The organism is Comamonas suwonensis, from assembly GCF_012844455.2.
Classification (GTDB): Bacteria; Pseudomonadota; Gammaproteobacteria; order Burkholderiales; family Burkholderiaceae_C; genus Comamonas; species Comamonas suwonensis.
On record NZ_JABBCQ020000005.1, the window covers coordinates 44,678 to 57,533 of the forward strand.

General features: G+C 62.1%; 11 protein-coding genes. 6 read left to right on the forward strand and 5 right to left on the reverse strand.

The window, feature by feature from the left end:
- Window positions 1-13: 13 nt before the first annotated feature.
- Together HF327_RS06970 and HF327_RS06975 are read right to left on the reverse strand one after the other, a co-directional pair.
- The gene (locus tag HF327_RS06970) at window positions 14-1,003 is read right to left on the reverse strand and encodes a TauD/TfdA dioxygenase family protein (protein ID WP_169107561.1); all 990 of its coding nucleotides are present in this window, start codon (window positions 1,001-1,003) and stop codon (window positions 14-16) included.
- A 26-nt stretch (window positions 1,004-1,029) separates the two neighbouring features.
- Window positions 1,030-2,097, reverse strand: a complete 1,068-nt coding sequence (locus HF327_RS06975) for a tripartite tricarboxylate transporter substrate binding protein (RefSeq protein WP_236024087.1) — start codon at window positions 2,095-2,097, stop codon at window positions 1,030-1,032.
- Window positions 2,098-2,265: 168 nt separating this feature from the next.
- Here HF327_RS06975 and HF327_RS06980 point away from each other — a divergent pair, with 168 nt between their 5' ends.
- Entirely contained in the window at window positions 2,266-3,096 is an 831-nt protein-coding gene (locus tag HF327_RS06980) for an urease accessory protein UreD (protein ID WP_169107752.1), read from the forward strand.
- On the opposite strand, the gene HF327_RS06985 is transcribed toward HF327_RS06980, so the two are convergent.
- Window positions 3,097-5,448 (reverse strand): cytochrome P450/oxidoreductase, encoded by a 2,352-nt coding sequence (locus HF327_RS06985; protein WP_169107562.1) that lies wholly within the window; start codon window positions 5,446-5,448, stop codon window positions 3,097-3,099.
- Between the two features lie 102 nt (window positions 5,449-5,550).
- The gene (locus HF327_RS06990) at window positions 5,551-6,537 is read right to left on the reverse strand and encodes a Bug family tripartite tricarboxylate transporter substrate binding protein (RefSeq protein WP_169107563.1); all 987 of its coding nucleotides are present in this window, start codon (window positions 6,535-6,537) and stop codon (window positions 5,551-5,553) included.
- Window positions 6,538-6,800: 263 nt separating this feature from the next.
- On the opposite strand from HF327_RS06990, the gene HF327_RS06995 reads away from it, so the two are divergent.
- Window positions 6,801-7,616 (forward strand): IclR family transcriptional regulator, encoded by an 816-nt coding sequence (locus HF327_RS06995; RefSeq protein ID WP_169107564.1) that lies wholly within the window; start codon window positions 6,801-6,803, stop codon window positions 7,614-7,616.
- A gap of 9 nt (window positions 7,617-7,625) precedes the next feature.
- On the opposite strand, the gene HF327_RS07000 is transcribed toward HF327_RS06995, so the two are convergent.
- Window positions 7,626-8,453: an IclR family transcriptional regulator gene (locus HF327_RS07000; RefSeq protein ID WP_169107565.1), complete on the reverse strand. Its 828-nt coding sequence runs from the start codon at window positions 8,451-8,453 to the stop codon at window positions 7,626-7,628.
- A gap of 147 nt (window positions 8,454-8,600) precedes the next feature.
- Here HF327_RS07000 and HF327_RS07005 point away from each other — a divergent pair, with 147 nt between their 5' ends.
- The 4 genes from HF327_RS07005 (at window position 8,601) to HF327_RS07020 (ending at window position 12,780) form a co-directional block, all read left to right on the forward strand.
- Complete coding sequence (locus tag HF327_RS07005) at window positions 8,601-9,557, forward strand: MBL fold metallo-hydrolase (protein WP_169107566.1); 957 nt, start codon at window positions 8,601-8,603, stop codon at window positions 9,555-9,557.
- A 161-nt stretch (window positions 9,558-9,718) separates the two neighbouring features.
- Window positions 9,719-11,407 (forward strand): FAD-dependent oxidoreductase, encoded by a 1,689-nt coding sequence (locus tag HF327_RS07010; protein WP_169107567.1) that lies wholly within the window; start codon window positions 9,719-9,721, stop codon window positions 11,405-11,407.
- Between the two features lie 31 nt (window positions 11,408-11,438).
- Window positions 11,439-11,705 carry a DUF2783 domain-containing protein gene (locus tag HF327_RS07015; RefSeq protein ID WP_169107568.1) on the forward strand — a complete coding sequence of 89 codons (267 nt, stop codon included), beginning with the start codon at window positions 11,439-11,441 and terminating at the stop codon, window positions 11,703-11,705.
- Window positions 11,706-11,805: 100 nt separating this feature from the next.
- Window positions 11,806-12,780, forward strand: a complete 975-nt coding sequence (locus HF327_RS07020) for a Bug family tripartite tricarboxylate transporter substrate binding protein (protein ID WP_198460437.1) — start codon at window positions 11,806-11,808, stop codon at window positions 12,778-12,780.
- The last annotated feature ends 76 nt before the right edge of the window (window positions 12,781-12,856 follow it).

Genomic DNA, 12,856 nt, shown 5'->3' on the forward strand with positions numbered 1-12,856 from the left:
ACAACTCAACTTGTCAATACGCCGCGTTGTGCGAGGCCAGCACCGGGTCGCCCTGAATGGCTGTGCTGGCACGGCCGTCAGCGCCCACAGGCACTTCACCCACCAGCGTGGTGCGGTAGAGCTGGCGCTCAAAGTCCAGTGCAAAAATATCTTGCGGTGCGACATGGGCCGTAGAGCGGTTATCCCAGAAAGCCAGCGAGCCCGGCTCCCACTTGAAGCGCACGGTGAATTCACTGTTCACGGCATGCTCCCACAGCAGCTCTAGCAGCGCGCGTGATTCGCGGGTATTGAGGCCCACGATGAACTTGAGAAAGCCGGGGCTGATGTAGAGCACGTTCTCGCCCGTTTCAGGGTGGACCGTGATGAGGGGGTGCTCGCTGATCAGCGTGTTGTTGCGCACCAATTCCAGATATTCCTGCGATGCCGTGGCACCTTGCGGCGCGCTGAAATGGTGCTGGCCGCGCAGGCTTTGCAAAAAGCTTTGCAGAGGCTTGGACAGGGCTTCATACGCGGCAGCCAGATTGGTCCATTGCGTATCGCCACCATAGGGTGGAATCGTCACGCCGCGCAGAATCGAGGCGGCAGGCGGGTTGTGGGCGGCGGTCACGTCAGCGTGCCAGCCCGTCCACGGGCGCTGCTCTGCCTGACCGCTGTGACGGTTGGCCTTGCGGTGCTTGGCAATGGAGTACAGCTCTGGATAGCCATCGACATGGCCAAAGACCGGGTGGCCTGGCGTTAGCTCGCCAAATTGGCGCGAGAAGGCAATTTGCTGCTCGTGGCTAAGGTGCTGGCCGCGGAAGAAAACCACCTTCCAGCGCAGCAAAGCCGAGCGAACGGTATGCACTTCGGCAGGGCTCAATGCCTGCTGCAGATTCACTCCACTGATAAGCGCGCCAATATGAGCCGACTGTGGCGCGATCTGGATATGTGGGGCAGCATGCTGCGCGGCGCTCAACTGCTCATTCAGGCGTTGCAGGGGGGCGTGGGGCAGGGGCATGTTCATGATGTTTTCCTGAATATGGAGGTGTCTCAGCGAGCTTGTGCAACGCGGGTGCTGGTGTTGGGTAGCAGGCCCAGTTCGGTCAACAAGGTATGGCTGCGTTCGACCTGTGCGTGCAGGGCGCGAGAGGTGTCTTGCGGGCCGAGGAAAAAGGGGTCCCACTGGTTCAGTGTCACAAACTCCTTCCACTCGCGGCTCTCGGAAACTTTGCGCAGTGCATTCACCCAGTAAGCCTGCTGCGCGGGACTGGTTCCGGGTGCGGTCATCACGCCCTGAAACGAATCGCTGACGTAGTTGATACCTTGCTCTTTCCAAGTGGGCGACTGGGCGAATGCGCCATCCAGGCGCTTGTCCGCAGCAATGGCCAGCACGCGCACGCGGCCCGACTGCAGATACGGAAGCAAGTTGGGCGTGGTGGCAGACACCACATCGAGATGCCCACCTGCCAGCGCCACCATCGACTCTGCCGAGGACTTGTATGGAACAATGCGCAGCTTCTGAATATTCACGCCGCCCTGCTGCAGTGGCGAGGCGACGCCCAGATGAATGTGGTTACCCAGCGTGGTGGCAATGCCAATCGAATATTTTTCGGGATCCTTGCGCAACTGGGCGATCAGATCCTGCGCATTGCGCAGCGGGGAGTCCGCACGCACCACCACGGTGGTGAATTCTCTGAACAGCGTCACCAGCGGCGTGCCTTTTTGTAGATGAGCAGGCAGCGCGTTCTGCGCCAGACTGTTGCCGTAGCTGCTGCTGAGCGTCATCAGCGTATGGGCATTGCCGGGGTGGCGGTGCAGGATTTCCAGTGCTGCGATCGAGTGTGCTCCGCTCTTGTTGCTGACCACAAACGACTGGGACGGGTCGTCACGCGCCAGCAGCTCGGTAAGCTTGCGCGCGGCTTGATCGAGTGCCGCCCCTGCGCCGCTGGGAACAATGAATTCTGTGGGCTTGCTGGGCTTCCACGTCGCGGGAGCTGTCGTGCTGGTTTGCGCTGCTGCGGGGCCTGTCAGCAGCGTGCAGCACATCACCGCCATCGATGCCAGCCAAGGGGCCAGAGTTGCATGGGGGCGGGGGTGAAAGGCCGTGCTGACAGACATGGAAAACTCCTGAATTCAATCGCCATGCGCTTCATTGGCATAACGTGTGAATTACTTTAAGAGTTGTGCTGCGTTGCAACAACGAAGCATTTTTTATGAGCAAGTAAGCAAAAGAGCTGAGCTTGATTTTTTACCCTGCAGGCCTTGCCTGAGGGAGCGGAGATGACGATGACCTGGCACGCAAAACTGGCACTGAACTACACACGGCAGGCGGATAAAACATCGGTGCATTTCACGCACGATGGACCGCTGCGCATTCTCAAAAGTCTGTATCCAGAAGGCGCGGGCATTTGTCACAACGTGCTGGTTCATCCACCCGGCGGGCTGGTGGGCGGCGATGTCCTGGATATGGATGTGCGGGTGACCGAAGGCGCGCATGCGCTGATCACCACTCCCGGTGCCACGCGTTTTTACAAAAGCAATGGGCATCGTGCCTTGCAGCGCACCAAGCTGCATCTGGAGCCGGGTGCACGGCTGGAGTGGTTGCCGCTGGAGGCGATTGCGTATAACGCCTGCGATGCCATCAACCACCTTGAGTTTGAGCTGGAAGAGGGCGCGCAGCTGCTGACCTGGGATGTGACGGCGCTGGGCCTGCCGCTGGCGGCCCAGCCTTATGAAGCGGGCATGTTTGAGCAGCACATCGAATGGCCGGGCCGCTTTCTGGAGCGAGGCGTGATCAGCGCGCACGATGACTTGCTGCTCAGCGGTGACCTAGGGCTGGCGGGCCATCGCTGTCTGGCCAGTCTGATTTTTGCCAGCGGCAGCCCTATCACCCGCCAGCAGCGCGAGGCCTTGCTGGAGGGCACGCATGCGCTGCTGGAATCAGCTCCCGGCGGGATGTTGAGTGGCGTGACGTCTCCCAATGAAAACATGCTGATTCTGCGCGGTGTATCACCTGTGGTTGAGCCTGTGATGATGCTGTGGAAAACCGTGTGGGCTTTTTGGAGAAAAGAGCTCTGGAAGCTGCAAGGGAGCACGCCCAGAATCTGGTCCATGTGATCAAAGTGCCAGCACGATCCTGGACTCCTGTGTTCTGGCGCGTGAGCAGCAACTCATCATCTTGGTGCAGGCCGCGCGTTCGGCGCGGGTCAGCACCATGTCGCGGTGGTCGATATCGCCCTCGATGACCTGTACTTCGCAGGAGCCGCACAGACCTTCGCGGCAATCGCATTCCACATCGATATTGGCGCTGCGCAGCGCGTCCAGCAAGGTCTCGTTGTTGCGCACCTGCAGTGTGATGCCGGAATCGCGCAACTCCACTTCAAAGCCATGCTCCTGGCTTGGGTCAAGTGCGCCTAGTGTGCTGGAAAAATGCTCCACGCGCAGACTGTCCTCGGGCCAGTGAAGGCTGGCCTGCGCAAGCCCGTCGAGCATACGCTGCGGGCCGCAGGCATAGATCTGGGCACCGGTTTTCGCGGTGGCAAGCAGGCGGGGGTAGTCGGCGCGCAGCCCTTCTTGCGCGATGTAGACATGCAGCCGCTCGCCATGCGCTTCTTGCAATGATTTCAATAGCGCCATGCGCTCACGTTGGCTGCAGCTGTAGTGAATTTCATAGGGAATGCCTAGAGCCTGGGCGCGAGCCGCCATGGCCGCAATCGGCGTGATGCCGATACCGCCGGCCACCAGAATCAGCTGCTGCGCGCCTTCGTCGAGCTTGAAGTGGTTGCGCGGGCCGCGCATCTGAACCTTCATGCCGGCTTGCAGTGCGCCATGCACCCAGGCCGAACCGCCGCGACTTTGCTCTTCCCGCAGTACGGCGATTTCATAGGTATCGGCTACCTGTGGATCGCCGCACAGCGAGTATTGGCGCGAGATACCTGTGTCGCCGCATTGCAGATCGATATGCGAGCCCGGCGTCCAGCGTGGCAGGTCGCGGCCGTCGGGAGCCTTGAGGCGCACGCGCAGCACGTCCTGTGCGATCAGCTCGGTGCTTTCCACCAGCATGCTGCGGCTGACGCCGCCTTGCGAGGATTCGCCGATGCGCACGGGCTGTTGCTCGCCCAGCAAGCTGGGGTTGCTGCACTCGGGGTTGCGGCTCGCATCCCATTGCACCCACAAATGCTCGGGGCCTCGAAACGAGGTGTTGGGCACATAGCTGAAATTTTGCTCGGCCAGCTGCATATGCGGCAGGCGGCGCGTGAATTCCTCGAGGAAGATCTGCATCTCCATGCGCGCCAGATTCTTGCCCATGCACTGGTGCGAACCGTAGCCGAATGTCAGGTGATCGCTGGCGTTGTCGCGATGGATGTCGAACAAATCGGCATCGACGAAATGCTGTTCGTCATGGTTGGCCGAAGAGGTGACGATGAGTAGCTTGCTGCCTGCGGGAATGGCCTGGCCGCCGATGACGACATCCTGGGTGGCCAAGCGGCGCCAGGCGGCCACCGAGCCGTTGTGGCGCAGGCATTCTTCGACGGCATTGGGGATCAGCGAGGGATCGGTGCAGATCTCCTGCCAAACCTTGGGGTGCTGCAGCAGCAGCTTGACCGCATTGGCTGTGGCATTGGCGGTGGTCTCATGCGCTGCGACGAGGCCGGCCATCATCATCGAGTGCAGATAGGAGTCGGTGACGACCTCGGGCAGTTCTTTCTGCTTGCGAATGCCGTACTGCATCCAGCCTTCGGTATCGGGGGCGGCACGCATTTTGTCGAGAATCCGGCCCGCGTGCTGCCAGAAATTGCCCACGGCATGGGCCACCGCTACCTGCTCCTCGGCTTTGGGGCGGCCCCAGGTGTTGACGGTGTGGGCAATGCTGTATTCGCGCAGCGTGTCCATATCGTCAGCAGGCACGCCCAGAAAATGCATGGCCACCGTGAGCGGCACTTCCCAAAGCATCTGGTCGACCAGGTCTGCGCGGCCATCATTGATGAAACGGTCCACATATTCGCGCGCCAGCTGGCGCACCATGGGTTCGTGGTGTTTGAGTGCCTCGGGCGTGAAGGGCTCCATCAGCGCACGGCGGCGCGGCATGTGGGCGGGCTCGTCCTCGTTGACCAGGGTGCGGTTGAGTGCAAAACCATAACCGGCCAGCACGGCATTGGCTTCATCGCTGGTGGGCGTGATTTTTTCCAGCGCAATCGAGGGACTGAAAGTCAGGTTGTCGCGAAAGATGGCCTTGATGTCGTCAAAGCGCGTGACCACCCAGTAGCCCAGTTGGGGGCTGTAGAACACGGGCTCCTGCTCGCGCGCCCAGCGCACATATTCGGGCGGATCCTGCTGGTAGCCATCGGCAAAGGGGTCGAAGCCAGCCGCACCGTGGCTGATGGGGCAACCCGTGGGGCCGGTCTGGCCGCTGGGTTGACTGAACTGGCTGTGATCGATGGGGCAGCGGCTGAGGGTGGAAACGGTCATGGCTATCTCGCAAACGCAAAGAGGCAGGAGACGGCCTGAGCCATCGAACGAGAGTACAGAGGCGGCCTGCCGCCAGCCTCTGCGGCATGGATCAGTGGGTAATCAGTCCAGCGTGATGTTCAGATCCTTGATCAGCTTTTGCCAGCGTGTGCTTTCGCTTTGGATCAGGGTCTGGAATTGCTCGGGCGTATTGCCCACGGGCTCCACGCCAAAGTCGACGAGCTTTTGCTTGACGGCGGGCTCGTTGATGGCTGCCACTACCTGCTTGTTGAGTGCGGCGACTATCGTTGCTGGCGTTTTGGCCGGTGCCACCATGCCGACGAGTGCCGCAGCTTGCACGCCGGGCAGGCCCAGCTCCGCAAATGTGGGCACATCGGGCAACTGGGGCAGGCGCGTGGCGTTGGCCACGGCCAGCGGACGCACTTTGCCGCCTTTGATGAACCCCGCGCCAGCAGCCAAGTCCACCATCATCACTGGAATCTGGCCGCCCGCCACATCGGCCAGCGCCGGAGCCGCGCCGCGATAGGGTGCATGAGCGAGCTTGAGCCCGGCTTCGGACTTCAGCAGTTCCATGGCCAGGTGGTGAGGGCTGCCCGCCCCGGCGGAGCCGTAGTTCACTCCGTCGGCGCTGGCCTTGGCGGCGGCAATGAACTCCTTGGCGGTCTTGGCTTTTTCGGCAGGGCCGGCTACCAGAATCATGGGAAAGCGGCCCATCAGCGTGATGGGCGTCAGGTCCTTGCCGGGGTTGTAGCTCAGGCTCTTGTAGAGCACGGGGTTGAAGATCAGCGTGCCGTTGTCGGCCGAAAGTACCGTATAACCGTCGGCTGCAGCGCGTGCGGTTTCCGATGCGCCTATGGCCGTGTTGCCACCCGGGCGGTTGTCCACCACGATGGGCTGGTGCGCCTGTCCGCCCCAGGCCTGACCGATGGTGCGGGCCAGAAAATCGGAGCCACCGCCGGCGGCGTAGGGCACGATCCAGCGCACGCTTTTGCTGGGGAACTTGTCCTGAGCGATAGCTGCTGTGGGGGCTGCAGCCAGCCAGAGCATGCTGGTGGCCAGAACCGAGGCGGTAAAAAGGCGTTTCTTCATTGAAGGTGTCTCCTGGACTGTGGTGTTGTTCTGGCTGCGGATGACAGAGACCCGCATTGCGCTCAACTTTGATTTTTTATTTTGCGTAATTTTGATACGCATTGCGTAATATTGATTTCAGGGATTTCCATGACTCAAGCCATGGGTCTGAATCAAAATGCCAGTTAAAGCTCTGGAGACAATCGTGTACAGCTATGAAAAAAGATAAGAGTGCAAACGCGGCGTTGCCGGCGATCGATGGGGACAAATCCAAAGCCAGAGCGATGCAGAGAAAGAGCGCGGAGGTCGATGTCGCGGATGGGCGAGAGCGGCGCCAGCGTGTTCAGGCCGCCGAGACCTGCCTGGCTGTGCTCAAGGCGCTGGCCGGGCTGGGCGGGCGTGCCAGCCTCACGGCCATCGGCGCTGCCGTCGATGAGAGTCCGGCCAAGGTCCACCGCTATCTGGCCAGCCTCATGGCCGAAGGCCTAGTGGAGCAGGATCGCGGCGGTACCCAGTACGCACTGGGGCGGGAGGCCATCCATGTCGGTCTGGCTGCCATGCGTCAGAACGATCCCATTCGCATGGCCGAACCGGCGCTATTGCATCTGCGTGAATCCTTGCAGGTCACGAGCTTTGTGGCGGTCATGGGCAATATGGGGCCGACCATCGTGCGCTTCGAGGAACCGAGTCTGCCCATCACCGTCAACGTGCGTGTGGGCTCGGTCATGTCCATGTTGTGGTCGGCCACGGGGCGCGCCTTTTTTGCCTTTGCGGAGCCGCAGGCCGAGGTCGATGCGCTATTGGCCCAGGAGCTTGCGGCGGCAAGTCCCGAGCGGCGTCGTCTGCTGCATGCGGCCCATCCTTTGGATCAGCTGCGCAGCGAAATTCGCACGGCTGGCTGCGCGGCGATCAAGGACCTGAACCTGCCCGGCATCAGCGCCGTGGCTGCGCCCTTGTTCGATTACAACGGTCATGTGGTGGCCGTGCTATGCGCGTTGGGTGCCAGCGGAGGCTTCGACCCTGATCCGCAGGGCCGCATTGCAGCGGCCGTGTGTGAGGAGGCGCGCAGCGTCAGCATCTCGCTGGGCTATCGCGCCTAGCGGCGAGGATCAGGCCTCGGCCAGCGTGTTTGGGGCACCCAGGCGCTGCGAGAGCTGGCGCGCCTGAGCCTGCAGCTTCTGTGCCGGCAGGCCGGCGGGGTCCAGCGTCAGCGTGACCGATGGGCCGATGGCAGCAATCGCCAGCACCAGTTGGCCAAAACCGTCGAACACCGGCACGGCCAGCGCACTGACTCCCGACAGCAGCTGGTTCTCGACCACGCTCAGGTGGCTGGCGCGGATCGCTTCCAGCTCCTGCGCAAACGCCGGCTCGTCCAGACTATGCCCTTCGGCCTGCAGCAGCGGCGCGATACGTGCGGGGTCGCCAAAGGCCGCAAAAATCTTGCCCGTGGCCGTATGGCGCAAAGAGGCCGGCGTGCCATGGCGCATGGCCACATAGACATGGGTGGGGCCTTCCTCCACACGAATGATGATCGGACCCTGGCCGCTCCACATGGCGACCGAGACCGTGTAACCGACCTCCTGCGCCAGTGCGGGCAGCTCTGCAATCGCCATGCGTACGGGATCGGCCTGCTGCAGGCTGATCAAGCCCATTTGTATGGCCAGCGGCCCCAGGCCGTAATGGCCACTGGCGCGATCCTGCTCCATCAGGCCCAGTTTGCAGAAGCTCACCAGGTAGGGGTGGGCCTTGGCGGCCGTCATCTCGGCCTCGCGTGCCAGGTCCTTGAGCGCCATGCGCCGTCCCGTGCGTGCCAGCACCTTGAGCAGCTGGCCGCCGACTTCCACGCTTTGTATGCCACGCGGCCCGCGCGTGGGTTCGTCGTCTGCGGCATCGAGGGAAAAGCGGGCGTCGTTCAGGAGTCGGGTGGCGTCGGGCATGGCGGCATTGTGACGGGTGAAAAGGGGCTGGAGAGCTTCAAGGGTTTTTCACTATGACAAATGAATTGTTCAATGTTGAATTTCTGCGTAGCATTCAAAAATTCGATAAAGACAAATGCATTTGTTCTAAACAAAAATGTGAAGCCCATGAACACCAAGACCTTTGCCTCCGCCGCCGATCTCGAAATCAAGAAGGTGAGCTTCGACAAGCTCTCCGAGCATGCCTACGCCTATACGGCCGAGGGCGATCCCAACACCGGCATCATCATTGGCGATGATGCCGTGATGGTCATCGATACCCAGGCCACGCCCGTCATGGCCGAGGACGTGATCCGCCGCATTCGCGAGGTCACGGACAAGCCCATCAAATACGTCACGCTGTCCCACTACCATGCGGTGCGCGTGCTGGGTGCCTCGGCCTATGGTGCCGAACACATCATCGCCAGCCAGGACACCTACGACCTCATCGTCGAGCGCGGCGAGCAGGACAAGGCCAGCGAGATTGGCCGCTTCCCGCGCCTGTTCCAGAACGTGGAAAGCGTGCCCTATGGCATGACCTGGCCTACCATCACCTTCACGGGCAAGATGACACTGTGGCTGGGCAAGCTCGAAGTGCAGATCCTGCAACTGGGTCGGGGCCACACCAAGGGCGATACCGTGGTCTGGCTGCCCCAGGAGAAGGTGCTGTTCAGCGGCGATCTGGTCGAGTTCGATGCCACGCCCTATGCCGGTGATGCCTATTTCCAGGACTGGCCGCAGACACTGGATGCCATCGCAGCGCTGAAGCCCGAAAAGCTGGTGCCGGGTCGTGGCGCAGCGCTGCAAAACGCAGCCGAGGTGCAGGCCGGTCTGGCGGGCACGCGCAATTTCATCAGCGACCTCTGGGCCGAGGTCAAGGCAGGCGCCGACGCCAAACAGGACCTGCGCAAGGTCTACGAGGCAGCCTTTGCCAAGCTGAAGCCCAAGTACGGCCAGTGGGTGATCTTCAACCACTGCATGCCCTTCGACGTGACCCGCGCCTACGACGAGGCCTCGGGCCATGCCGATCCGCGCATCTGGACCGCCGAGCGCGACCGCGAGATGTGGCTGGCGCTGGAAGGTTGATTCGCTCTTCAAGAGCCAAACTGCCTTCAAGCGCTTGATAAATAAGCGCTGACAGCTATCAAAACAGATGACCTATCCGGCTGCCAAGCGCTGGAGGGATGGCTTTTGCCCGAGATTTCTCTGCTGTCGTCGTTTTCTCACCGTTTTCCTTGATGAACGCCATGCCCAACACAGCCATACCCCTTGAGGCCCTGCGCGGCAGCGGCGCCGACATTCAGGCCATTCAGATTCCCTATGTGCGCCATCCGGATCAGGATGTGGCAGAACCTGTGCAGCACCCCGTCGTTATCGTCGGTGCCGGCCCCGTGGGCCTATCGCTGGCCATTGATCTGGCCCAGCGCGGCCAGCCGGTGGTGGTGCTCGATAACGACTGCAAGTTGTCCACGGGTTCGCGCGCCATCTGCTTTTCCAAGCGTACGCTGGAGATCTGGGATCGACTGGGCGTGGGCCAGCCCATGGTGGACAAGGGCGTGTCCTGGAATCTGGGCAAGGTATTTGCCCAAGACCAGTCGCTGTACCAGTTTGACCTGCTGCCCGAGGACGGCCATGAACGCCCGGCCTTCATCAACCTGCAGCAGTACTACGCCGAGGCCTATCTGGTCGAGCGCGCGCTGCAGTTGCCGTTGATCGATCTGCGCTGGCACAGCAAAGTCACGGCGCTGACGCCCCGCGCCGATGGTGCCTCAGTGACGGTGGAAACGCCCGATGGCGATTACCGGATTGAAGCCCAGTGGGTGCTGGCCTGCGACGGATCGCGCTCGCCCTTGCGCGGCCTGCTGGGCCAGGAAAGCCATGGACGCATCTTCCGCGATCGCTTTCTGATTGCCGATGTGAAGATGCACGCCGACTTTCCCACCGAGCGCTGGTTCTGGTTCGACCCACCGTTTCACCCGGGCCAGAGCGTGCTGCTGCATCGCCAGCCCGACGATGTCTGGCGCGTCGACTTCCAGTTGGGCTGGGATGCCGATCCCGAGGAAGAGAAAAGGCCCGAGAACATTGTTCCGCGCATCCGCGCGCTGCTGGGCAAGGATGCGGACTTCGAGCTGGAATGGGCCAGCGTCTATACCTTTGCCTGCTTGCGTATGGACCGCTTTGTCCACGGCCGCGTGGTCTTCGCGGGAGACAGCGCGCATGGCGTCTCGCCCTTTGGCGCACGCGGTGCCAACAGCGGCGTGCAGGATGCCGAGAATCTGGCCTGGAAACTGGACCGCGTGCTGCGTGCTCAGGCCGATGAGGCGCTGATCGACACCTATGGCGCTGAGCGCGAATATGCGGCCGACGAGAACATCCGTAACTCCACACGCGCCACCGACTTCATCACGCCAAAGAGTGAGATCAGCCGCCTGTTCCGCGACGCGGCGCTGGCACTGGCACGTGAGCATGAGTTTGCGCGTCGCATCGTCAACAGCGGGCGTCTGTCGGTGCCCGCCACGCTGCATTATTCGCCGCTCAACACGCCGGACGGTGAGGTTTTCGATGGCACGCAGCTGCCCGGTGCCGTGCTCAGCGACGCGCCCATGAGACGCCCTGGCGACGCCGCCACGATCTGGCTGCTGCGCGCACTGGGCAGCGATTTCACGCTGCTGCACTTCGGCCCTACACCGGCCTGGGCAATCGAGCTTGCCGGCGTGACCAATCTTTCGATAGCGAGCGAGGGTGAGGCCCATGCCGCACATGCCGACCTGCTGGATGTGCAAGGCCTGGCCGCCAAGCGCCTGGATGCGCGCCCCGGCACCAGCTACCTGCTGAGGCCCGACCAGCATGTCTGCGCCCGCTGGCGCCGCCCCGATGAGGCCGGCGTGCGCGCCGCGCTGCAACGCGCCTGCAGCGCCACGGCATCCGCTGTCTGAACCACCCACGCCCCATCCACAGGAGACTGCCATGCTGCTGTCCACTCGCCCGAATTTGCAGGCTTGCGACGATTTCTACGAAGCTCTGATCGCCACGCATCAGGGCCTGGAAACCGCGCAAAGCCATGCCCTCAATGCCCGCCTGGTGCTGCTGCTGGCCAATCACATTGGTCATCAGGGAACCTTGCTGCATGCGCTCGAACTGGCCCGCACCAGCGCAGGATTTGCTCCTGCCGTTGCGGAACTGGCCGAGCGCGGCGCCGTGATGCCGGTTGCCCCGGTACACGCCGCCGCTTGAGAAGCAGCGCACCGCTTGCATAGCGGCTGCGCCATCCCCCCAAAAGGTGCCCCTGCCACTTATATCTATTCAAGGGGTGCCGCCAATCAAGGAGACAAGGATGATGCAACGCAAACAATTTCTGGCCACACTGGCCTGCTCGACCCTGGCCTGGGCCTCAGGGCCTGCCGCCATGGCTCAGGAAAAACCGCTGGAATGGGTCATCGGCTATGCCGCAGGTGGAGGCTCCGACGTGGTCGCCCGCGTGATTGCCGAGTCTATGGGCCGCAATCTGGAGAGGGTCATCGTCATCAACAACAAGCCCGGCGCTGGCACCAATATCGCGGCCGAGTACAGCGCGCGCTCGCATGACTACGGCAATCTGATGTTCACGGCGGACTTTGCGACGCTGGCGGCCAATCCCTTTTTGTTTCGCAAGCTCAACTACAACGCCGAAAAAGACTTCAAACCCGTGGGCATGCTGGTGCGCTTTCCCATGCTGCTGGTCGTCAACAACGATGTGCCTGTCAACAATCTGAGCGAGTTCATCGCCTGGGCCAAGCAGCAGAAAACCGGCGTGAGCTGGGGCTCTGCCGGTCTGGGTAGCCCTCACCATCTGGTCGGCGAGCTGTTCCGCGAAGAAGCAGGTCTGGGCAATATGACCCATGTGCCCTATCGTGGTGCCGCACCAGCGGTGCAGGACGTGATTGGTGGCCAGATTCCGGCCATGTGGGCCGACAGCGCCACCATCATTCCTTTCCTCGGCGAGAAGAAGCTCAAGGCCATCGGTGTGGCCAGCCCGGCACGCATCGATGTGCTGCCCAAGGTTGCCACCTTGCAGGAGCAAGGCCTCAAGGGCTTTGAAGGCTATGCCTGGCAGGGCATCGTTGTGCCCAAGGGCAGCTCGGGCGAGGTGGTCAAGAAGTTCAGCCAGTCGCTGCAGTTTGCTCTGGCCGATACGCGCACCAAGGCCCGCCTGGCCGCCATGGGGGTCGAGCCCATGCCCGGCAGCTCAGAGCAGATGGATAAATTTGTCAGCACCGAGCGCGGTAAATGGGGCCGTGTGATCACGGCCAACAACATCAAGCTTGATTGATGGCGAAGGTCACCCGGCTTCGTGATCTTGTGCCCGGGTGACGGACAGGCCGGAACGCGGCGGGATATGCGTTTTT